This is a genomic window from Streptomyces luteosporeus (assembly GCF_039532865.1).
In the GTDB taxonomy this organism is placed as follows: Bacteria; Actinomycetota; Actinomycetes; order Streptomycetales; family Streptomycetaceae; genus Streptomyces; species Streptomyces luteosporeus.
In genome coordinates this window covers 1-21,801 of record NZ_BAAASL010000008.1, presented here as the reverse complement: position 1 = coordinate 21,801, position 21,801 = coordinate 1, and the positions used below count along the sequence as shown (strand labels likewise).

At 73.7% G+C, this 21,801-nt stretch carries 22 protein-coding genes and 1 pseudogene; 17 read left to right on the top strand and 6 right to left on the bottom strand.

What is annotated here, in order from left to right:
- Positions 1-100 precede the first annotated feature (100 nt).
- The 6 genes from ABD361_RS11925 to ABD361_RS11900 all read left to right on the top strand — a co-directional run bounded on the left by ABD361_RS11925 (position 101) and on the right by ABD361_RS11900 (position 3,929).
- The gene (locus ABD361_RS11925) at positions 101-961 is read left to right on the top strand and encodes a hypothetical protein (RefSeq protein ID WP_344435001.1); all 861 of its coding nucleotides are present in this window, start codon (positions 101-103) and stop codon (positions 959-961) included.
- 75 nt (positions 962-1,036) lie between these two features.
- On the top strand, positions 1,037-1,342 hold the full coding sequence (locus ABD361_RS11920) for a hypothetical protein (RefSeq protein ID WP_344435000.1): 306 nt from the start codon (positions 1,037-1,039) through the stop codon (positions 1,340-1,342).
- A gap of 37 nt (positions 1,343-1,379) precedes the next feature.
- A complete protein-coding gene (locus ABD361_RS11915; protein WP_344434999.1) occupies positions 1,380-1,604 on the top strand; it encodes a hypothetical protein in 225 nt (74 codons plus the stop codon).
- A 52-nt stretch (positions 1,605-1,656) separates the two neighbouring features.
- Positions 1,657-2,628 carry a DUF1648 domain-containing protein gene (locus tag ABD361_RS11910; RefSeq protein WP_344434998.1) on the top strand — a complete coding sequence of 324 codons (972 nt, stop codon included), beginning with the start codon at positions 1,657-1,659 and terminating at the stop codon, positions 2,626-2,628.
- Positions 2,629-2,994 carry a GntR family transcriptional regulator gene (locus tag ABD361_RS11905; protein ID WP_344434996.1) on the top strand — a complete coding sequence of 122 codons (366 nt, stop codon included), beginning with the start codon at positions 2,629-2,631 and terminating at the stop codon, positions 2,992-2,994.
- Between the two features lie 32 nt (positions 2,995-3,026).
- Positions 3,027-3,929, top strand: coding sequence for a YwqG family protein (locus ABD361_RS11900; RefSeq protein ID WP_344434995.1), 903 nt, complete (start codon positions 3,027-3,029; stop codon positions 3,927-3,929).
- A gap of 36 nt (positions 3,930-3,965) precedes the next feature.
- Here the strand turns inward: ABD361_RS11900 and ABD361_RS11895 are convergent, their stop codons facing one another.
- From ABD361_RS11895 to ABD361_RS11875, 5 genes are all read right to left on the bottom strand, one after another.
- A complete protein-coding gene (locus tag ABD361_RS11895; protein WP_344434994.1) occupies positions 3,966-4,754 on the bottom strand; it encodes an SDR family NAD(P)-dependent oxidoreductase in 789 nt (262 codons plus the stop codon).
- 10 nt (positions 4,755-4,764) lie between these two features.
- Positions 4,765-5,958 (bottom strand): serine hydrolase domain-containing protein, encoded by a 1,194-nt coding sequence (locus ABD361_RS11890; RefSeq protein ID WP_344434992.1) that lies wholly within the window; start codon positions 5,956-5,958, stop codon positions 4,765-4,767.
- Positions 5,959-6,040: 82 nt separating this feature from the next.
- Positions 6,041-6,832, bottom strand: a complete 792-nt coding sequence (locus tag ABD361_RS11885; RefSeq protein WP_344434991.1) for an energy-coupling factor ABC transporter ATP-binding protein — start codon at positions 6,830-6,832, stop codon at positions 6,041-6,043.
- 84 nt (positions 6,833-6,916) lie between these two features.
- Positions 6,917-7,681 carry a cobalt ECF transporter T component CbiQ gene (gene cbiQ / locus ABD361_RS11880; RefSeq protein ID WP_344434989.1) on the bottom strand — a complete coding sequence of 255 codons (765 nt, stop codon included), beginning with the start codon at positions 7,679-7,681 and terminating at the stop codon, positions 6,917-6,919.
- A gap of 1 nt (position 7,682) precedes the next feature.
- The gene (locus ABD361_RS11875) at positions 7,683-8,747 is read right to left on the bottom strand and encodes an energy-coupling factor ABC transporter permease (RefSeq protein WP_344434988.1); all 1,065 of its coding nucleotides are present in this window, start codon (positions 8,745-8,747) and stop codon (positions 7,683-7,685) included.
- Between the two features lie 248 nt (positions 8,748-8,995).
- Here ABD361_RS11875 and ABD361_RS11870 point away from each other — a divergent pair, with 248 nt between their 5' ends.
- Positions 8,996-9,979, top strand: coding sequence for an HNH endonuclease family protein (locus ABD361_RS11870; protein ID WP_344434987.1), 984 nt, complete (start codon positions 8,996-8,998; stop codon positions 9,977-9,979).
- Positions 9,980-10,001: 22 nt separating this feature from the next.
- Here ABD361_RS11870 and ABD361_RS11865 read toward each other — a convergent pair whose 3' ends face one another.
- Complete coding sequence (locus tag ABD361_RS11865; RefSeq protein WP_344434986.1) at positions 10,002-11,198, bottom strand: MarP family serine protease; 1,197 nt, start codon at positions 11,196-11,198, stop codon at positions 10,002-10,004.
- A 460-nt stretch (positions 11,199-11,658) separates the two neighbouring features.
- Here ABD361_RS11865 and ABD361_RS11860 point away from each other — a divergent pair, with 460 nt between their 5' ends.
- The 10 genes and pseudogenes from ABD361_RS11860 to ABD361_RS11815 form a co-directional block, all read left to right on the top strand.
- Entirely contained in the window at positions 11,659-12,810 is a 1,152-nt protein-coding gene (locus ABD361_RS11860; protein WP_344434985.1) for a hypothetical protein, read from the top strand.
- Entirely contained in the window at positions 12,807-13,787 is a 981-nt protein-coding gene (locus ABD361_RS11855) for a DMT family transporter (protein ID WP_344434983.1), read from the top strand. The genes ABD361_RS11860 and ABD361_RS11855 overlap by 4 nt, the downstream gene beginning before the upstream one ends.
- A gap of 78 nt (positions 13,788-13,865) precedes the next feature.
- On the top strand, positions 13,866-15,626 hold the full coding sequence (locus tag ABD361_RS11850) for a dolichyl-phosphate-mannose--protein mannosyltransferase (RefSeq protein WP_344434982.1): 1,761 nt from the start codon (positions 13,866-13,868) through the stop codon (positions 15,624-15,626).
- Positions 15,627-15,707: 81 nt separating this feature from the next.
- Positions 15,708-17,318 (top strand): penicillin-binding transpeptidase domain-containing protein, encoded by a 1,611-nt coding sequence (locus tag ABD361_RS11845; RefSeq protein ID WP_344434981.1) that lies wholly within the window; start codon positions 15,708-15,710, stop codon positions 17,316-17,318.
- A 219-nt stretch (positions 17,319-17,537) separates the two neighbouring features.
- Positions 17,538-18,389: an EamA family transporter gene (locus ABD361_RS11840; protein ID WP_344434980.1), complete on the top strand. Its 852-nt coding sequence runs from the start codon at positions 17,538-17,540 to the stop codon at positions 18,387-18,389.
- 62 nt (positions 18,390-18,451) lie between these two features.
- Positions 18,452-18,904, top strand: coding sequence for a DUF6299 family protein (locus tag ABD361_RS11835; protein ID WP_344434979.1), 453 nt, complete (start codon positions 18,452-18,454; stop codon positions 18,902-18,904).
- Between the two features lie 33 nt (positions 18,905-18,937).
- The gene (gene rsmI, locus ABD361_RS11830) at positions 18,938-19,801 is read left to right on the top strand and encodes a 16S rRNA (cytidine(1402)-2'-O)-methyltransferase (protein ID WP_344434977.1); all 864 of its coding nucleotides are present in this window, start codon (positions 18,938-18,940) and stop codon (positions 19,799-19,801) included.
- A gap of 210 nt (positions 19,802-20,011) precedes the next feature.
- Complete coding sequence (locus ABD361_RS11825; RefSeq protein WP_344434976.1) at positions 20,012-20,473, top strand: hypothetical protein; 462 nt, start codon at positions 20,012-20,014, stop codon at positions 20,471-20,473.
- 42 nt (positions 20,474-20,515) lie between these two features.
- The gene (locus ABD361_RS11820; RefSeq protein ID WP_344434975.1) at positions 20,516-21,436 is read left to right on the top strand and encodes a TatD family hydrolase; all 921 of its coding nucleotides are present in this window, start codon (positions 20,516-20,518) and stop codon (positions 21,434-21,436) included.
- Positions 21,437-21,529: 93 nt separating this feature from the next.
- A pseudogene (locus ABD361_RS11815) lies at positions 21,530-21,801 on the top strand (class E sortase); the annotation flags it as partial.

Here is a 21,801-nt window from a genome sequence, read left to right as displayed (position 1 = left end):
GGCCTGAGTGTGCGCTACGTTGCGCGCAAGAAGCGACCCCCGCCGCGGCTGCCACCGCTGCAGGGGTCTACACCTGCGAGGGATCAGGAGTCCCCCGACGATGCTGCGGCATGTTACCGCTCCCGAGCGTTTCTACACCCAGGTACCGAACGAGATCCTCCGCCATCCACGGCTGTCGCCGCATGCCGTGCGCATCCTGACCTGGGCGCTCTCGCTGGCCGATCCCTCCGCCGTGTCGCTGTCCGAGGTGGGGCTGCGGGCCGGGATCAAGAAGACGGCGTACACGCGGGCCAAGCAGGAGTTGATCCAGGAGGGGTACTTCCACGAGTGGCCGCGGCAGGGGGCGCGGGGGCGGTGGGTCACCGAGCAGCTCGTGAGCAGCGTGCCGCTGAGCGCCGAGGAGGCCGTGGCCGTACGGGACGGGAAGCCGCCGACGGACGACGTGCCGACCGTCGGTGAACCGGAGCGCCGGGCCGTCGGTCGTTCCCAGGAAAAGAACGGGGAGAACATCCCCAACCCTCCCCTCCCGCAGGCCGAGCGCGCCGCGCTCGCCCTCGCCGCCGTCTCGCACGGTGAGCGGCGGCTGCGGCTGTCCGGGCGGGACGTACGGGCCCTCGTCCCGTTGGCGGCGGAGTGGTTCGCCCGTGGCGCCACGCTCGGCGAGCTGCGTACCGCGCTGACCTCGGGGCTGCCCGACGTCGTGCACTCCCCGGCCGGGCTCGCCCGCAACCGGCTGGTGCGGAAGATGCCCGATCCGGTTCCGGCGCTTCCAGCGGCACCCCGCCCGAACCCGCCGCGCCCCTGCCTCGGCGGCTGCGGGCGCGTCTTCCGGGCCGTCGCCGACGAGGACTGCTGCCGCGACTGCAGGCAGGAAGCCGCGGCCGACGTCTCCGGCGCCGTCGAAGCCACCCGCCGCGGCATCGCCGCCGTGCGGGCGGCGTTGTGTCCCCGACCCAGCTGAGAAAGGTAACTTCCTGTGCATCTGGCCTTCCGCCCGGACTACCGTGGCGGTACCCGCACGATCCGGAGGCTTGCCGTGACCGCACAGCCCATGCACGCCCACGAACCGGACGGGCCTCGGGTGCCGCGCACCATCCAGGGCATCGCCGATGCTCTCTCCCCGGAGCGCCGGATGGAGTTCTACCGGCTCGTGCTCGCTGCCGAAGCGGGTCAGGAACTCCAGAACGTCATCGCCGAGTGGTGGGGTCAGGCCATGCTCGACTCCGACCCCCGCCGGACGCAGGTCATCGCGGACGCCGAGGCCGGGACGCTACCGACGGTGAGCATGGACGAGGTCTTCCGCCGTCGTCGTGCCGCTGGTGGAGAGATGCCGGGTGAGTGACGGGGACGACCTCTGGCCGGTAAGTGTTTCGCCCCTCGTGGCCGAGGCACTGGCTGATCCGGTGCTGCCCGCCGAGCTGTTTTCCAAGATCTGCGCCTTGACCGTTGCGATTGCGGAGAACCCCTGGCTGGAAGGCAGCTCGCAGGCCGCGCAAGGCGGCGACTGGCGGACCGCGCTCATCCCGGACGGTCGTGGCATCGTCGAATACCTGGTCAAGAAGGAGGAACAGCAAGTCGTCCTCACCCGGATCTTTCCGTTCTGAGGGGCGACCAGGCCCAGTTGTTCTACTACCATGCAAACAACTGGAGGTCGCCATGTCAGCCGTGCCCCGCACCGTGTCCCGCACCGCCCGCCGCACCCTCGTCGCCACGCTTCCCGCCGTCGTCGCCTGCGTTGCGCTGCTGGCCTTCTATCTCGCCCTGCGGCATCAGCTGCCGGAGCGGCTGGCCACGCATTTCGGGGTCGGTGGGCAGGCCGATGCGTTCGATACGCCCGGGACGTTTCTCACCGTCGGGTTCGGGGTGCTGGCCGGGGCGGGGGTCATGTCCGGGGCGCTCGTGTGCGTGATGCGGGCCGGGCCCCGGCAGCAGCGGGTGATGGCTGTGCTCGGGGGTGGGGCCACCGTGTTGGTCGGGGTGGTCGTGGTCGACGTGTTGCGGGTCAACGCCGGTGGTGGCGACGTGCGGTTGCCCGCGTGGCACGTGCTCGTCGCCCTCGGGGCCGCCGTGGCGTACGCGGGGCTCGGGTGGCTGCTGGCGGGGGCGTACGAGCCGCCCGCCGACGGGCCGTCGGCGCCCTCCGCCCACGTGCCCCGGCTCGAACTCGCCGTCAGCGAGGTCGCGTCCTGGTCGCACGTCGCCGGTTCGCCCCTGCTGCGGGGCGTCGGAGTGGTGATGGCCGTCGCCGGTGTCGGCGTCGGGGTCGCCGCCGGCTGGGCGGGCGGGGTGGGGCTGGGCGTCGCGGGCGTGGTCACGGCCTTGTGCAGCGGGGCGCGGGTGACCGTCGACCGCAACGGGCTCACCGTGCGGCCCGTGGCCCTGCCCCGGCCCCGGGTGCGGCTGCCGCTGGAGCGGATCACCGAGGCCTCCGCCCGGCGCGTCGAGCCGCTCCGCGACTTCGGCGGCTGGGGCTACCGGGTCGTGCCCGGAGCCAGTGGGGTCGTGCTGCGCACCGGGGACGCGGTGGCCGTCCGGCTCGCGCACGGCAGCGAGTTCGTGGTGACCGTCGACGACGCCGGTACGGCGGCGGGGCTGCTCAACGCCCTGCGGGAGCGACAGGCCGGGTAGATGCTGTTCCGGATCGACCCCGACTCGTCCGTGCCGCTGGGCGAGCAGATCGCCGGCTCCGTCCGCGCCGCCATCGCCGACGGCGCCGTACGGGCGGGGGAGCGGCTGCCCTCGGCGCGGGAGCTCGCCGGGTCCCTCGGCGTCAACATGCACACCGTCCTGCGCGGCTACCAGCAACTGCGCGAAGAGGGCCTGCTCGAACTGCGCCGCGGCCGCGGGGCCGTCGTCACCGGCGGTGCCTCGCCCCGGCGGGCCCGGCTCACCGAACAGGCCCGGGACTTCGTGGCCGAGGCCCGGGCGCTGGGGATGAGCGACGGCGAGGTGCTGGCCCTCGTCCGCAACTCCCTGGCAGGCGGGACGCCGTAGCACTGTCAGTGGTGCCGTGCATCATCGTCGTCATGACACGGAACGCGTCCGCGACGCCGCTGCACGACCTTGCCCGCACGCACCTCCCCGCCGAGGCCGCCGCTCGGTGGACGGGCCTGCTGCGCCCCGGCGCGACCTTGGAGAAGGCGGAGGCGGGCGAGCCGGTGGCCGGGCGGCTCGGAGGGTTGCCCCTGCTGCCGCAGGGGGTGGAGTGGCCGGTGTGGGAGGGGCACGGGCCGCTGTCGTTCGTCGCCTCCGTCGACTGTGCCGCGCTGCCCGCCGGAGAGCTGGACATACCGCTGCCTGCCGACGGCACGCTGGCGTTCTTCTATTTCGACGGTCAGATCGACAGCGGCGATGCCTTTGTCGACTTCGCGGACCCCGAGTGCCGGCCGGGCGCCCGGGTGATCCACATCCCGGCGGGTGTCCCGGTCGCCGAGCGGCCGCTGCCGTTGTACGAGTGCGACCACGGCGAGGACGGCGACGACTGCGAGGACTGCGAGCAGTTGGAGGCGTATCCGGAGGTGCCTCTCACCGTCCGCGTCGAGGCCACGGCGCCCGACATCTGGCACCCCGTCGTCCGTGAGGCGTTCGGCAGCGACGACTCCTCCCTCGAAGGATGGCCCGAGGAGTTCACGGACGCGCTGTACGACCGCAAGCCCGGCCCCGGGCACCAGGTCGGCGGCCACGCCCACCCCGTGCAGAACCCCCTCGAGTACGAGATCGCCCACGCCGCCCTCGGCCAGGACGTGCGCTGGGACGACCCCCGCGTCGCCGAGGACGCGGGCAACTGGGTGCTGCTCGCGCAGTTCGACACCGACGGCGACGCCGACATGATGTGGGGCGACTGCGGCGCCCTCTACTGGCTCATACGCCCGGCCGACCTGGCCGCGCTCCGCTTCGACCGGGCGATGTTCACCATGCAGTGCTGCTGAACGCAGTGCTGCTGAATGCCGTGCTGCCGAGCGCCCTCACTCCCCCCGCAGCGCCCTGCGCAGGCCCACGTTGCCGACGAGGATGCCGCCGTCCACCGGCAGCGTCACCCCGGTGACCCACGCCGCGTCGGCGGAGGCGAGGAAGGCGACGGCCGCCGCGACGTCCTCGGCGCGGCCGACGCGGCCCAGCGGGTAGTGCGCCGCCGCGCGCTCCAGGGCCGCTTCCCGGCCGTCCCAGTTGGGGGTGGCGACCGTGCCCGGGGCCACCAGGTTGACCCGGACGCCACGCGGCGCGCACTGGCCGGCCAGCGTGCGGGTCAGGCTCGCCAGGCCCGCCTTGGCGGCGCTGTAGGCGTGGTTGCCGAAGTCCTGCTCGCCGTTGACGGAGCCGACGTTGACGACCGCCCCACGGCCGCCGGCCGCGGCCAGGTGCGGCATCGCGGCGCGTACGCAGCGGAACGCGCCGGTGAGGGTGACGTCGAGGTCGCGGGACCATGCCTCGTCGGGGTAGTCCTCGACGCGTGCCGGGTCGGGGTGGCAGGAGAGGGCGTTGTTGACCAGCACGTCCAGGCGGCCGAAGCGCTCCACCGCGTACGCCACGGCGGCCCGTACCGCCGCGTCGTCGCTCACGTCGCACGCCGCGGGCGCGGCCTCGGCCCGCAGGCCGTCGGCGCGCAGGGCCGCCGCGGCCTTGGCCGCGCGCTCGCCGTCCGCGTCCGTGAGGAGGACGTCCGCGCCCTCCGCCGCCAGGCGGCGGGCCGTGGCCGCGCCGATGCCCCGGCCCGCGCCCGTGATCAGTACCGCGTACCCCTCGAACCGCTCCACGCGGCCAGGACTACCCCGCCAGGCACTTCGCAACCGCCTTCACCAGCGCCTGCGCGCGCGGGTCGGCGGTGACGTTCTTCTGCATGCCGTTGGTGACGTAGCCGAAGGCGATGCCGGACTCGGGGTCGGCGAAGGCCAGCGAGCCGCCGCGGCCGGGGTGGCCGAAGGAGCCGGGGGCCAGCAGCGGGCAGGCCGGGCCGTGCAGCATGTAGCCCAGGCCGAAGCGGGTGCCGGCGACCAGGACCCGGTCCGGGCCGGCCGACTCCTCCGTGCGGGCCACGGTCAGCGTGGCCGGGGCGAACAGGCGGCGGCCGCCGTCGACGACGCCGATGAGGGAGGCGTAGAAGCGGGCGAGCGCGTCCGCGGTGGCGATGCCGTTGGAGGCGGGCAGCTCCGCGGCGCGGAAGGCCGCGTCGTTCTCGTCGGCGGCCGGCTCGATGGCGCCGAAGGCGCGGCGCGTGAGGGAGGCGGGGTCGGCGTAGGCGGCGGCGACCGACGCCTTGGGGCGGACGCGCAGCCCGGCCGAGGCGGGCGCCGGCGGGGGCTCCATGGCCGCGAGGCGGCCGACGCGGTGCTCCTCGGTCGCGGGCAGGCCTATCCACAGGTCCAGGCCGAGGGGGCCGGCGATCTCCTCGGCCACCCAGGTGCCCAGCGTGCGGCCGGTGATCCGCAGGACGAGCTCGCCGAGCAGCCAGCTGAAGGTCTGGGCGTGGTAGCCGTGGTCGGTGCCGGGCTCCCAGGCGGGGGCCTGGGCGGCGAGCGCCGCCGGGCCGCTGGTGCCGTCCAGGGCCTGGGCCGGGGTCAGCGGGGTGTCGAGGGCGGGCAGCCCGGCCCGGTGGGCGAGCAGGTGGCGCACCAGCACCCGCTCCTTGCCGGCCGCCTTGAACTGCGGCCAGTACGTGCCGACGGGGGCGTCCAGGTCGACCTGGCCGCGCTGGTGGAGCAGCAGCAGGACGGCCGCGGCCACGCCCTTGGTGGCGGAGCGCACGACCTGGGCGGTGCCGTGGGTCCAGGGCTCGGCGGGGCTGTCGCCGGTCATGCGGGCGTCGGCGTCGCGGGCGCCGCCCCACAGGTCGGCGACCTTGCGGCCGTCCCGGTAGACGGTCACGGCCGCGCCGCGCTCACCGCGCCGCGCGAAGTTGTCCGCGAAGGCGTCCCGGACCGGCTCGAAGCCGTCCGCCACCGTGCCCTGGACGTCCACCACTGTTGCCCGCTCCCACTGTCCCGATCGCTACAAATCCATCCACCATGGTGCAACGCGGCCGCGGGTGCCCCGGACCGGGGGGTCACCCCCGCACGGCCACCGAGCGGGGGTCGAAGCCGAAGGGCAGCTCCAGGCGGTGCGAGCGCATCAGGCCCTCGTCGCACAGCAGTTCCCGGGTGGGGGCGTCGGCGGCGATGACGCCGCCGCTGAGGATCACCGACCGCTCGCACAGCTCCAGGGCGTAGGGCAGGTCATGCGTGACCATCAACACAGTCACGTCCAGCGAGCGCAGGATGTCGGCCAGCTCGCGCCGCGAGGCGGGGTCGAGGTTGGAGGAGGGCTCGTCCAGGACGAGGATCTCCGGCTCCATGGCCAGCACGGTCGCCACCGCCACCCGGCGCCGCTGCCCGAAGGACAGGTGGTGCGGGGGCCGGTCGGCGTGCTCGGCCATGCCGACGCGCTCCAGCGCCCTGCGCACGCAGGCCTCCAGCTCGGCGCCGCGCAGGCCGGCCGCGGCCGGGCCGAAGGCGACGTCCTCGCGGACGGTGGGCATGAACAGCTGGTCGTCCGGGTCCTGGAAGACGATGCCGACGCGCCGCCGGACCTCGGCGAGGTGCGCCTTGTCCACCGGCAGCCCGGCCACCCGCACCGAGCCCGCGCCGCCGCCGAGGATGCCGTTGAGGTGCAGGACGAGGGTGGTCTTGCCGGCGCCGTTGGGGCCCAGCAGCGCGACGCGCTCGCCGCGGCCGAGGGTGAGGTCGACGCCGAAGAGGGCCTGGTGACCGTCGGGGTAGGCGTAGGCGAGGCCGGACACCTCGAGGGAGGGGACCTCGGGGGAGGGGACCTCTGGGGTGGTGGCGGGGAAGGCGGTCATGGCGGGGTCCATCCGGTCGGGAGGGCAGTCGGAGGGGCGTCGGAAGAGGGGCGTCGGGAGGGGGCGTCAGAAGAGGGCGGGGCGTCAGAAGGTCAGCAGTGCCGTCAGGCACACGGCCAGCGCGGCCAGCGGCAGCGCGGCCGACTGCGCCCACTGCGCGCGCGAGGCCGTGACCTCGTCGATGACGGGCATCGTCCCGGTGTAGCCGCGGCTGACCATGGCCAGGTGCACGCGCTCGCCGCGTTCGTAGGAGCGGATGAACAGCGCGCCCGCCGACTTGGCCAGCACCCCCCAGTCCCGTACGCCGCGGGCGGTGAAGCCGCGCGACTCGCGGGCGATGCGCATGCGGCGCATCTCGTCGGTGACGACGTCGCCGTAGCGGAGCATGAACGAGGCGATCTCGACCAGCAGCGAGGGCATCCGCAGCCGCTGCAGACCCAGCAGCAGCGAGCGCAGTTCGGTGGTGGCGGCGAGCAGGACGGAGGCGGCGACGCCCAGGGTGCCCTTGGCGAGGATGTTCCAGGCCCCCCACAGACCGTTCTCGCTGAGCGCGAGGCCCAGCACGTGCACCCGCTCGCCCTGTGCCACGAACGGCATGAGCAGCGCGAACGCCACGAACGGCACCTCGATCAGCAGCCGGCGCAGGACGAAGCCGGCCGGCACCCGCGCCGTCGCCGCCACCGCGGCGAGCAGCAGCGCGTACAGGGCGAAGGCCCACAGCGCCTCGCGCGGGGTGCACACCACGACCACGACGAAGCAGAAGGCCGCCGCGATCTTGCAGTGCGGGGGGAGCCGGTGGACGGGGGAGGAGGCGTGCCGGTAGAGCTTGTGGACGTGGCCCGCGCCCATGTCAGGACGTCCCGGTCCCGGCGGAGACCGCGGCGGCGCCCTCCTCGGCGCGGCCGCGCCGGCGCCGGACGACCACGAAGACGCCGGTGCCCACGGCCAGCGTCGCGCCGACGCCGATCACACCGGCCAGACCGCCGGACAGGCGGGCGTCGCCCACGTCCTTGACCTGGTAGTCGGCGAGCGGGGAGTCCTTGGCGGCGTGCTCCTTCTCGCGGGAGTCGATGCCCTTGTCGTGGGCGACCTTCTCCAGGCCGTCGGGGCTGGTGGAGGCGTAGTAGCTGACGAAGCCGGCGAGGACGACGGCGACGGCGAGGCCGGCGCCGAGCACCCGGCGCAGGGGCGCGGGGGAGGCGGGGGCGGCGGGCGCGGCCTCGGGCACCACGGTGGTGCCCTGCGCGGTGCGCAGCTGGAGCGGGCGGCGCAGGTCGCGGGCGCCGTGGACGAGGTCGGGGCGCACGGCCATGACCGCGCCGACCGTCAGTGCGGTGATGACGGCCTCGCCGATGCCGATGAGGACGTGCACGCCGGCCATGGCCGTGAAGACCTTGCCGAGGGCGACGTCGGTGGTGCCGCCCAGCGCGTAGATCAGGGTGAAGGCGCAGGCGGCCGCCGGGACGGAGACCAGCGCGGCGACGAAGGCGGCGGCGGTCACCGAGGAGCGGCGCCGCGGCAGCGTCTTGGCCAGCAGCCGGAAGAGTCCGTAGCCGATGGCGGTGGTGACCACGGCCATGTCGGTGATGTTGACGCCGAGCGCGGTGAGCCCGCCGTCGGCGAACAGCACTCCTTGCATCAGCAGCACCACGGATATGCAGAGCAGGCCGGTCCAGGGGCCGACGAGTATCGCGGCCAGGGCCCCGCCCAGCAGGTGGCCGCTGGTGCCGGCGGCGACGGGGAAGTTCAGCATCTGGGCGGCGAAGACGAACGCCGCCACCAGGCCGGCGAGCGGCGCGGTGCGCTCGTCGAGCTCCTTCCGGGCACCGCGCAGGCCGGCCGCGACGGCGGTTGCCGCCACGGCTCCGGTGGCCAGCGATACCGGGGCATCGATGAATCCGTCGGGTACGTGCATGACGGCGCTCCGTCCGTGTCGCTCGTGCGTGTCGCTCGTGCTTGTCGCTTGTTCAGTCGTGAACCGCTCGATGATAGGGGCTCGCTGCAAAAAGGTCGCAAGAGCGTGCGGAGTGCTCCTGCGCGCCCCTCGTCACCCCGGCTGATCGGGTGAATTTTCATCAACTGCGGATTATGTCCCTAAATGCGGCGCACTCAGGGAGTCGGCCATGCCACTTTCGTCCCCGAAGGGACCCGAAGGGAGACGCCATGCGACGGTTCCGGGAGCTGAGGGCCACCACGGTCGTGTCCGCCATATCCGCCGCCGCCCTGCTCGCGACCCTGCCGGGCGCGGCCCGCGAGGGCGCGCCCGCGGCCGCGCGGCCGCAGGGGGCGGGCGCCGCGATGGCGCACAAGGCGCCGCAGGCCCCGCAGGACTACGAGGAGACCGCCTGCGAGGGCTCGCCGCCGGAGGAGGGCGACATCTACTCGCGGCCGCCGAAGACCGGTCCGGACTCCTCGCCTCCCGGCGGCCGGCCGCAGACGTCCCCGTCCAAGGCCCCCGACCGCCCGCCGCGCGACCGCCCGCCGCGCGACTCCGGCGACTCCCGAGACTCCTTCGAGGAAGACCGTGCGGCCACCGGTGCGGCCGCCGGCAGCGTCGCCGCCTACGAGCGCCCCCTGCCCCTGAAGTGGCCCCGGAACATGCCGGACCGCGACGAGGCCGTGCGCATGCTGGCCGAACTGGACGTCAAGCCCTTCGACAGCAAGGGCTACGACCGCAAGCACTTCGGTGCGGCCTGCTGGGTGCAGCACGGCGTGGACCGGTGCACCACCCGCCAGGTCGCCCTCAAGCTGCACTCCGACGTCCCGGCCACGCTCGACGGGCCCTGCCGGGTCGTCGGCGGCAAGTGGCACAGCGAGTACGACAACAGGACCATGGCCGACCCGGTGCACGTCGACCTGGACCACGTCGTGTCGCTGCGCAACGCCTGGGGATCGGGTGCGCGCGACTGGACGCCGCAGAAGCGGCTGGAGTTCGCCAACGACCTGACCGCCTCCCCGGAGCTGATCGCGGTGTCCACCTGGACCAACCGCCGGAAAGGCGACAAGTCGCCCGACCAGTGGCTGCCGCAGCTGCCCGAGGCCCAGTGCAAGTACGGCCAGGCGTGGGTTGCGGTGAAGGACTACTACGGGCTCAGCGTCACCGCCGCCGAGAAGGCCAAGCTGCAGGAGGTCCTCGGCAAGTGCTGACCTCGCACGCGCGGCCGGGCGGCTACAGCGCCGCCCGGCTGCCCGTGCCGACCGGCGCGGTCGCGGTCGCCGCCTGCCGGGCGGCCTGCTCGACCTGGGCGGCCGTGAGCACGTAGCCGGTCTCGGAGTCGGCCGTCGAGCGGGCGAAGACCACCCCGTACACCTTCCCCGACGGGGACAGGAGGGGACCGCCGGAGTTGCCGGGGCGGACGGTGGAGCGCACCGACAGGACGTCGCGCGTGGTGATGCCGTCCCCGTAGATGTCCTGGCCCTTGGCCCGCACCTCGTTGGCCACGACCGCGGCGCGCAGGTCCAGGCCGCCGTTCTCGGGGAAGCCGGCGACGACGGCGGCGTCGCCGCGCTTGGCCGTCTTGTCGAAGGGCAGCACCGGTGCGGTCAGGCCGGGCACGTCCAGGACGGCCACGTCGGTGTCGGGGTCGAAGTAGACGACGTTCGCCTTGTAGGCGCGGCCCACGCCGCCGACGCGCACGGTGGGCCGGCTGACGCCGGCGACCACGTGGGCGTTGGTCATCACGTGCTCCTCGGAGGAGACGAAGCCGCTGCCCTCCTGGCCGCGCCGCCCGCCGCCGACGTCCGCCACGCCCTCGACCTTGACCACGCTGGTGCGCGCGGCCCGGGTGACGGCCGGGGTGACCGAGTCGCCCGAGGGGCGAGCGACGCTGGTGGCGGGCTCGTGCTCGAAGGGGTTGAAGACCTGCGGGAAGCCGGCCCCCGACAGCGCGTCGGTCGTCCGGCTGAACCAGGTGGGCGCCTGCTCGGGCATGGCCTTTTGCACCGCGCCCAGCAGCGTGGACTCCTTGACCTCGCGGGTCAGCAGGGTGGAGTTCGCCGAGACGAGCACGCTGGCGGCCACCCAGCCCACCAGCAGCACCGCCAGCGAGGCCGCCGCTGCGCCGCCGATGCCGTCCAGGCCGCGCACCGGGGCCCAGGTCAGCCGGGAGCGCAGCCGCCAGGCGAACCGCGCGGCCAGGGCGTGGCCGACGGCCGCCGGCAGCAGTACGACCAGGACGGCGACGACGGCCGCGGTCACGGTGCCGGGCTCGAAGGGCTCCAGGGCGTACGGCAGCGCCCACACGCCGACGACCGCGCCGCCGAGGAACCCGGCGAGCAGCACGACGCTGGCCACCAGGCCCCGGCGGTAGCCGGAGACGGCGTAGCCGATGACGACCAGCAGCAGAAGCAGATCGATGAGGTTCAACGCGGAGCCCTTCCCTTGCACACGCGTCCCCCGGTCGCGCCCACAGGTGTGTGGACCTGTAAGAACGCCGGATGGGCCGGGGGCGGTTCCCCCGCGTGCCGCGGTTGTGCGCTCGTGTGACGTTTTGCACGTTTGGGGAGGCGTGGGACGGGGTCGGCGCGCGCCGGCCGCAGGCTCCCGGCGTGGGCGGGAGCGCGGCCCTCCCGGGGTGCGGCGCGGGGCCCCGGCCGGCGATCCGGCCTGGATGTGGGCTTGCGCGACGGCCGGACGGCGGGCTTCGGAAGAAACCGGAAGTATTGATTCCGAACTCTTTATCTCCCGCCCAAACCAACAAGCGGACATCATGGCCGCCAATCGCCCCCAAGCGGGGTTTTCCCGGCAATTCCCGAGCATTGCACGGGCCCTGGGGCTGCTGCAGACTGGGCACCGCGGAACCATGTTCAAGGATTCGGGGAGATTCATGTCGAGCAATGCGTCACCCGCGGTGTCGGTGCACAGGATAGAAACCCCCAACGGCGATGCGTGGGTGGCCTGGGACGATCAGCGGGACACCGATTACGCGTACGGCGGCAGCCGGATGGTCCCGTCCGGCACACCGGACGAGGAAGCCGTCTCCGTCCTCAGGAGATTAGCCGTCGGCGAGAGCAAACTGAAGAACACCCTCATCAACACCGCTTTCGAGGAAGGCGTTCTCGACGGATTCTCCGACCGTTTTCCGCAGGGATTCCTGCAGAGTCGCGTCGGTGGCGGCCGCTGCATCATCAGGCCCCGCGACGCCGGCATCGAAAACATCCTCTCCGACCCGCTCTCGCCGGAATTCCGGCGCACGATCGAGCCGATATTCGCGGGCATCGGCGCCTTCCTGAACGAGATGGACGGCAGGATCAAGCTCACCCCCGACTTCGGGCGCTTCGCCGGTCTGGCCGACCTGCTGCTGGAGCACACCCCGCATGTCCTGGGCGTCCGCCGGGAGGTGGGTGGCTGCGGAGGCAAGTCCTCCTTCTCGACAACCGGCGTGATCGCCGCCTTCGAGGAGCTCAAGCCCGCCCCCGCCGGCCCCGTCACCCTCATCGGCTCCGACGGCGCCATGGGCAGCGACTTCTTCGACTACCTCAAGCGCTCCGACCTCCCGGACGTCGCCGTCGCCGACATCGCGTACGCCGCCGGCACCACCGTCCGCGACGGCTACCCCGTGCTGCCCTCCCGCCCGGGCACCTTCACCACCGAGTGCCTCGGCCGCGGCGGCTCGGTCGTCGCCAACACCTGGGGCAACGAACTGGAGAACGCCGACGTCGACGCCCTGCGGCCCGGCACCCTCCTGCTGCTGGCGCACAACCACTCCGTCCCCGAGGGACAGGCCGGGCTCGACCTGATGCGCCGCGTGGCCGGCCGCGACGTGCTGGCCCTGCCGGGTCAGGTGCTGACCCTGGGCGGCGCGCTCACCTCCCGACTGGAGTGGTTCTCCCGGCAGGCCCGGCCCGGCGAGCTGTTCGACAAGCCGCTGGCGCACGACGTGGTCCGCACGGTGATCAGGTACTGGGTCCGCCGCTGCGTCGACTCCGCCGGGGCGGACGGCACCACGCCGTACGAAGCGATGCTCTCCGCCGCGTGAGGCGCACCGGCGACGACGTGCGGTCCCCGGCCGGCCCGGTCGGCCTCGCCGACCGGCCGCCGGCCGGGGAGCCGGGCGGGCGCGGGATCACCCCCGCGCTCGCCGGCGGCATCGTGCTGGCCTCCGCCTCCGGCTACCCGGTCGGCGCGCTGGGCGTGGGCGCCGCCCCGCCGTTCCTGCTCACGGCCGGCCGCATCGCGCTGGCGGCGGTCCTGATGACCTGCATCGCGGTGGCGGTGCGGGCCCGCAGGCCGCGCGGGAGGCTGCTGGCGCACACCATGGTCGTCGGCGTGCTCGGGCACTGCGTGCACTTCGCGGGCCTGTACGGCGGCCTGGCCGTGGGCGTGCCGCCCGCCGTCTCGGCGCTGGTCTTCGGCCTGCACCCGGTGCTGACCGCGGTGCTGGCCGGGCTGGTCCTGCACGAACGCCCGCGCGCCCGGCAGCTGGTGGGGCTCGTCCTCGGCGTGCTGGCCGTGCTCCTCGCGCTCGGCGGCCGCCTGCTGTCCGCCGGCGGCCTCGACGCCGGCAGCGCCCTGACCCTGGTCGGCCTGATGGGGCTGGTCTCCAGCGCGGTGTGGCAGCAGCGCTTCTGCGCCGGCGTCGACCTGCGCGCCGCCACCGCCGTCCAGCTGAGCGCCGCCGTCCCGCCGCTGCTGGTCCTGGCGGTGCTGGAGGGCGGCACGGTGCACGACTGGCGCACCGCGGGCTGGGTCGCGCTGTGGCTCGTCGTGGTCAACTCCATCGTCGGCACGCGCCTGCAGCTGGAGGCGGTCCGGCGGGCCGGGGCCGCCCGCACCAGTACGGTCTTCTGCCTGGTGCCCTCGACCGCCGCGCTGCTGTCGTGGGTCATGGGCAACGGCACGCTGAACGCCGGTGTCGTGGCCGGCCTCGTCCTCGGCGCCGCCGCCTCCGTCCTGGGCCTCAGGTCCACCCCCGCCGCCCGTACGGCGACCGCGCCGGAGCGGACCGGGAGCTGACGCGCGGCCGGCGGCCGGCCGGCGCCACCCGCGCGGCGGGCCCGCGACGCGCACAGGGTCGTTCCCTACGATGGCGCGGTGACCAGTGACACCGCGACGCCCGCCCCCGGAGGCCGAACGACGACGGACGAGCAGCCGCCCCCCTGGCAGCGCAGACTCCGCCGCTTCGGCTACGCGGGCGGCGCGGCCGGCCCCGGCGCGCGGGAGCGGCTCGTCCCGCCGTTCCCCGAGCCCGGCACCCGGCTGTGGGAGGCGGCGGGGGCCTCGCCCCGGCTCGCCCGGCGGCTCGCGGCGTCCATGGGGTGGGCCGGCCCGCTGGCCGTCGCCCTGTTCGCCGGACTGATCCGCTTCTGGAACCTCGGCAGCCCGAAAGCCGTCATATTCGACGAGACGTACTACGCCAAGGACGCCTGGGCGCTGTGGACGTACGGCTACGAGGTCGAGTGGCCCAAGGACGCCAACGACCAGATCATCGCCGGGCACAGCGCGGTGGGGGACGCCGCCTCGTACGTCGTCCACCCGCCCGTCGGCAAGTGGGTCATCGGCATCGGCGAATGGCTGTTCGGGCTCAATCCGTTCGGCTGGCGCTTCATGGTCGCCGTGCTCGGCACCCTGACCGTCCTGATGCTCTGCCGCATCGGCCGCCGGCTGCTGCGCTCGACCTTCCTCGGCTGCCTGGCCGGCCTCCTGCTCGCCGTCGATGGCCTGCACTTCGTCATGAGCCGCACCGCGCTCCTCGACTCGGTGCTGGTCTTCTTCGTGCTCGCCGCCTTCGGGTGCGTCCTCGTCGACCGCGACAAGGTGCGCGCGAAACTCGCGGCCACCCTGCCGCAGGACCCGGACACCCCGCCCGACCCGGCCGCCGGCGACCGCACCCGGCTGGGCCTGCGTCCCTGGCGGCTGGCCGCCGGCGTCTTCCTGGGGCTGGCCTTCGCCACCAAGTGGAACGGCGGCGTCTACCTCGCGGCGTTCGCCGTGCTGATCGTCTCGTGGGACATCGCCTCCCGCCGCCTGGCCGGCGCCCGGCGCCCCTGGCTCTCCTCGCTGCTGCGCGACATGCCGTGGACGTTCCTGTCGACCGTGCCGGTCGCGATCGGCGTGTACGTGGCGTCGTGGACCGGCTGGTTCACCCACAGCGGGACCTACAGCCAGACCAACGGCTGGCGCCACAGCGGCTACAACCGGCACTGGGCCGAGACCGAGGGCGGCGCCAGCCCCGACGGCTTCCTGGCCGGCGTGCTCAACCCGCTGCGCAGCCTGTGGCACTACGAGAGGCAGGTGTGGGACTTCAACACCAACCTCACCTCGCCGCACACCTACCAGTCCAACCCCTGGAGCTGGCTGGTGCAGTCCCGGCCGGTCTCGTACTTCTACGAGTCCCCCGGCCCCGGCAACGGCGGCTGCTCCATCGACTCCGCCGACAAGTGCGCCCGCGAAGTACTGGCCCTGGGCACCCCGCTGCTGTGGTGGACGGCGTGCTTCGCCCTGCTGTACCTCCTCTACCGCTGGGCCTTCCGGCGCGACTGGCGCGCGGGCGCGGTGCTGTGCGCGGTCGCCGCCGGCTACCTGCCCTGGTTCGAGTACCAGGAGCGCACCGTTTTCGTCTTCTACGCGGTGGTCTTCGTGCCGTTCCTGTGCCTGGCGGTGGCCATGCTCATCGGGGCGATCCTCGGGCCGCCCGGATCCTCCGAACGCCGCCGGGTCGTGGGCGCGGTCGGCGCGGGCACGCTCGTCCTGCTCATCATCTGGAACTTCATCTACTTCTTCCCCCTGTACACCGGGCAGGCCATCCCCATGGACGCCTGGCGCAACCGCATGTGGCTGGATACCTGGATCTGACGGCTTTTCGGTTGACGGGGTCCCGTAGAGTTCCCCCCGAGGTTTTAATCAGGTGATTAAAACCAGGAGGGGGCAAGGGACATGCGCACTGGCGCAAAGATCGCAACCGGCGTCGCCGTCACCGTCGTGGTGGGCGCCGCCGGCCTGGGGGCCTACAACCTCGTCGACGCCGTCGCCGACGGCAACACCGGAACACGGGCCGACGCCGCACCCGTCAGAACCGGGCCGCCCACGGCCGACGAGACCTCGCGCACGGCCCGCGAGTTCCTCGACGCCTGGGCGGCCGGCGACACCGCGAAGGCCGCCGGCCTGACCGACAACATCCCGGCGGCCACCACCGCCCTGACCGCCTACCGCGACACCGTGCACGTCCAGAAGGCCACCTTCAAACAAGGCGCCGCCACCGGCACCAAGGTGCCCTTCACCGTCACCGCCGAGATCGTCCTCGACAAGCAGCACACCACCTGGACGTACGACTCCTCGCTCGACGTCGTCCGCGGCGGCGACGGCGGACGCGGCCGGGCACTGGTCGGCTGGCAGCCCACCGTCGTCCACCCCGGCATCGACTCCGGCCACACCCTGCGCACCACCACGACCGAGTCGCCCAAACTCGTCGCCGTCGACCGCAACGGCACCGAACTCGACCCGAAGACCTACCCCTCCCTCGCCCCCCTCCTGACCGAACTGCGCAAGCGCTACGGCCAGAAGGCCGGCGGCGAACCCACCGTCGCCGTCCGCCTCGAAGGCGCCGAGGCCAAGACCCTCCACGTGGTCGCCGAAGGCAAACCCGGCAAGCTGCGCACCACCCTCGACGCCGGCGTCCAGCGCGCCGCCGAGGCCGCCGTCGCCCGCCGCTCCGACGCCTCCGTCGTCGCCGTCAAACCCAGCACCGGCGAAATCCTCGCCATAGCCGACGCCAAGAAGACCGAATTCAACCCGGCCCTCTCCGGCCAGACCGCACCCGGCTCCACCATGAAGGTCATCACCGCCGCCATGCTGCTGGAAAAGGGCGTCTCCGCCCCCGGCAAGCACCTGCCGTGCCCCAAGAACGCCACCTACGGCATGACCTTCCACAACGTCGAACACAGCGAGAACCCCGACGCCACCTTCGCCCAGGACTTCGCGGCCTCCTGCAACACCGCCTTCATCTCCTTCGCCGGCAAGATCCCCGACAGTGCGCTCGCCGACGAGGCCCGCGACGTCTTCGGCATAGGCCTCGACTGGAAGACCGGCGTCAGCACCTTCGACGGCCGCGTACCCGCCGACGCCGGCGCCGGCAAGGCCGCAGCCCTCATCGGCCAGGGCCGCGTACAGATGAACCCGCTCACCATGGCCTCCGTCGCGGCCACCGTTCGTACGGGCAGCTTCCACCAGCCGTACCTCGTCGCCCCCGACGTCGACGGCCGCCAGCTCGCCCGCGCGCCGCGCTCCCTGCCGCCGGGCGTGGCACGCGACCTGCGGGCCATGATGCGGCTGACCGCCGTCTCCGGCACGGGAGCCCACGCGATGTCCGGGCTCGGCGGGGACATCGGGGCCAAGACCGGCTCGGCGGAGGTCGACAACCAGGCCGCGCCCAACGGGTGGTTCACCGCCTACCGCGACGACGTCGCCGCGGCGGCGGTCGTCCCCCAGGGCGGCCACGGCGGCGACTCGGCGGGCCCGATCGTGGCGGCGGTCCTGAGGGCGGGCTGAGGCCTCCCCCCTCCGGGGGGCCCGGTGGGCACCAACAGGTCCACGATCCAGCCCGTCCGGCGTTTGAGGACACCGGGCGGAGCCCGGTCCGGGGGTGCTAGGGGGCGCAGCCCCGCTAGGAGACGGGGAGAGGGCGGGGCCGGGGACAAGCCCGCCGCAGGCGGGGCCGTGACGGGCGTGACAGCGCCGCCCCGTCAACCCGCACTAGCGTCACCCGACATGACCCCCCTCGTCGCCGTCGCCGTCCTCATCGCCGCCGTCACGCACGCCACATGGAATGCCATCGCCCACGGCATCAAGGATCAGCTGATCGCCTTCACGCTGGTCGGCGGCGGCGGTGCCGTGGCCGGGTTGCTCATGGTGCCGTTCACGGCGCTGCCGGCTGCCGCGGCCTGGCCGTACCTGATCGCCTCGGCGGTGGTGCACGTGCTCTACCAGGCCCTGCTGATGCGGTCGTTCAGCCTGGGCGACTTCGGGCAGATGTATCCGATCGCCCGCGGTACGGCGCCGCTGGCCGTCACCGTGCTGGCGGCGCTGTTCGCGGGGGAGAGCACCGGCGGCACGCAGCTCGCCGGGGTCGCCGTGGCCTCCACTGGCCTGGTGGGCCTGGCCCTGTGGGGGATCCGCGGTGCGGGGACCCGGCCGCACTGGCCGGCGATCGGGGCGGCCGTCGCGACGGGCCTGTCCATCGCCGGGTACACCGTCGTCGACGGCCTGGGCGTACGGGCCTCCGGTACTCCGCTCGGCTACATCGCCTGGCTGATGATCCTTGAGGGCCTGGCGATCCCCGCCTGGGCGGTGGCGGCCCGGGGCGGCCGGCTGGGGGCGCAAATGCGGCCGTTCCTGGCCCGGGGGCTGCTCGGCGGGCTGTTGTCCGTCTGCGCCTACGGGCTGGTGCTGTGGGCCCAGACGCGGGCAGCGCTCGCGCCCATCGCGGCGTTGCGGGAGTCCTCGATCCTGGTGGGGGCCGCCATAGGGGCGGTGGTGATGAAGGAGCGTTTCGGTGCGCCGCGCATCGCCGCCGCGGGTCTGATGGTGCTCGGTATCGGTCTGATGCTGCACGCGGGCTGACGTGGCCGCGTGCGGGTGAGGATCGCCCACCGCAGGGGCGGATTCCGGTAAGCCTGGCGGGCATGCGCATCCGCTTCTGCTCCCGCTTCTGCCTCCCGGCGGCGCTGGTCGTCGCCGCCGCGACGACCGTTGCCGCCGCCGCGCCCGCCCCGCCCGCCGCCCCGGCCAACAAGCTCGTCATCGACCCCACCGGCACCCTCGCGCCGGACGGCACCATCACCCTCACCGGCACCTACCGCTGCACGGCGCAGCGTCCGGCAGGCGCCGTCGTCGTGGCCACCAATCTCGTGCAGCACGGTGCCACCAGCGGCATCGGCGGCTCCGCGGCCACCTGCGACGGCCGGCTGCACGCGTGGCGCAATTCCGCCCGCCTCTCGCGCATCCCCTACCGGCCGGGGGCCGCCGAGGCGGACGGCACGCTGCTGCAGTTCCGGCGGGACAAGATGGGCATCCCCCTGCCGCACTTCCTCGCCGTCGCCCCCCTCCGCCCCCTGACCCTGGTCGCCCGGCCCTAGCCGTACGGGCCGGGCCGCGGCGGTCCTGCGAGGATGGGAGGCGTGACTGGAACTCTCGTACTCGCAGGAACCCCCATCGGCGACGTCGCCGACGCGCCCCCGCGGCTGGCCGCCGAGCTCGGCGCCGCCGAGGTGATCGCCGCCGAGGACACCCGGCGGCTGCGCCGGCTGACCCAGGCGCTGGGGGTGCACACCACCGGCAAGGTGGTCTCCTACTTCGAGGGCAACGAGTCCGCCCGCACCCCCGAGCTGGTCGAGGCCCTGGTGGGCGGGGCGCGGGTGCTGCTGGTCACCGACGCCGGCATGCCGTCGGTCTCCGACCCCGGCTACCGTCTGGTGGCCGCGGCCGTCGAGCGCGGCGTGCCCGTCACGGCCGTGCCGGGCCCCTCCGCGGTGCTCACGGCGCTGGCGGTCTCCGGGCTGCCGGTGGACCGGTTCTGCTTCGAGGGCTTCCTGCCGCGCAAGGCCGGCGAGCGGCTCGGCCGGCTGCGGGAGGTGGCCGAGGAGCGGCGCACCCTGGTCTACTTCGAGGCCCCGCACCGCCTCGACGACACCCTCGCCGCGATGGCCGAGGTCTTCGGCACCGACCGGCGGGCCGCGGTGTGCCGGGAGCTGACCAAGACGTACGAGGAGGTCAAGCGCGGTCCGCTGGGCGAGCTCGCGGCGTGGGCGGCCGAGGGCGTCAAGGGCGAGATCACCATCGTGGTGGAGGGCGCCGCCGAGCGCGGGCCCGAGGAACTGGACGCCGCCGAGCTCGTCCGCCGGGTGCGGGTGCGCGAGGAGGCGGGGGAGCGCCGCAAGGAGGCGATTTCGGCCGTGGCGGCGGAAACAGGTCTACCCAAGCGTGTCGTGTTCGATGCCGTCGTGGCGGCAAAAAATGCTGCTTTCAACGGTTGACAATAAGGTAAAGCGCTAACCTGAAAAGCAAAGCCCAGGCATGGTGGCCTGCGGCTTCGGACATGGAGCCGCCAAGTTTGCCCCAATTCGCGGGCCGGGCTGCTGCGCCGGCGGCGGGATGGGCGTTCCCTGGATGTGGGGACGTTCCGGTCCCCGTGAGAGCGCGTCCGGAGCTTGTCCCACGGACAACGACGGACAAGAGGAGCTGCCATGAGCGAGATCGCAGGAGCTTCGAGCGGTGCCCGGCCCGCGACCCCCGTCCGTACGATTCCCGAACAGAACACCGGCGCTTTTGAGCCGGCCCACGAGTCCTACTCGTTCGCCTGCATGCGGTGCGGGCACGCGTGGGAGCAGTCGTACGAAATACGGCACCACGTCGACGCGAAGGGCGAGCCGTTCGTCGTCTACTACGCCGACGGCGAGCGCGTCCCCTCGCCGCTGACCCGGCCCACGTGCCTGAACTGCGGCGCCCACGTCGTGCGCATCATGCGCTCGGGCCAGGTCTCGGTCGTCGCCGAGGCCCTGCACCTCTCCAGCCGCACCGCCGTGCCCGTCGACGAGCAGTCGCCCGCCGGCCCCATCCACGACGGCGGCGACCGGTCGGCGCGGCGCGAGCGCGGCGGGCACCACTGGCACCTGTCGGACCTGCTGCACCCGTTCCACCGCAAGTAACCGCGATGCGAGCGGCGCCGCGAGGTCCATAGAATCGCGGCCATGGCGGCAACAGCATCGAACAGCAGTCCGGCGGATGGCGGGCGGAAGAAGAACGACGACAAGAACGTCCCCCCGCCGCTGCCGGCACCGCTGTCCGTGCCCGTCGCCGACTCGCACACCCACCTGGACATGGCCCACGACAGCGTCGAGGACGCCCTGGCCAAGGCCGCCTCCGTCGGAGTCACCACGGTGATCCAGGTGGGCTGTGACGTCGCCGGATCCCGCTGGGCGGCCGAGACCGCCGCCGCCCACGAGGCCGTGTGGGCCGCCGTCGCCCTCCACCCCAACGAGGCGCCCCGCATCGTTCACGGCGATCCCGACGGCTGGTCGCGCCAGGGCGCCCGGCAGCCCGGCGGCGACGCCGCCCTGGAAGACGCCCTCGCCGAGATCGACCGCCTCGCCGCCCTGCCGCACGTGCGCGGCGTCGGCGAGACCGGCCTCGACTTCTTCCGCACCGGACCCGAGGGCAAGGCCGCCCAGGAACACTCCTTCCGGCGCCACATCGACATCGCCAAACGGCACGGCAAGGCCCTGGTCATCCACGACCGCGAGGCCCACGACGACGTCCTGCGCGTCCTGCGGGAGGAGGGCGCGCCCGAGCGGGTGGTCTTCCACTGCTACTCCGGGGACGCCGAGATGGCGAAGACCTGCGCCGAGGCCGGCTACTACATGTCCTTCGCCGGCAACGTCACCTTCAAGAACGCCCAGCCCCTGCGCGACGCGCTTGCCGTCGCCCCCCTCGACCTCGTCCTCGTCGAGACCGACGCGCCCTTCCTGACCCCCGCCCCGTATCGCGGACGGCCCAACGCGCCCTACCTCATTCCGGTCACCTTGCGCGCGATGGCCGCGGTGCGCGGCATCCACGAGGACGCGCTGGCCACGGCGGTCGCGGCGAATACCGCACGGGCATTCGGGTACTGACCCCGGAATTCGCGACACCGTGTGACGGTATGACTTTGGTCCGTGATGGCGGCTCCGCTACAGTCCGGGCCTAGCCGGACCCAGTGGAGTGTCGTGAGCCAAGCACCGGGCAGCCCCCGCTACGGGGAGTACACCCCGTACGCGGAGCCGTACGAACCCTTCGGCCAGCCGAACCTGCCGCGCCAGGACACGGCGGATGACGCGGCATCGACATCGGTGTTCCCCGTGACGCCCCGGCCCGCGCCGGACGAGACCCCGCCCCCGGGCGGCCGGGCGGCGGCACGGCGCGCCGCCGCGGCGGCCGGCAAGGACCGGCGCAGGCGCGCGGAGCCGCCCCCGGCGGACGGGGAGCCGCCCGCCCCGGG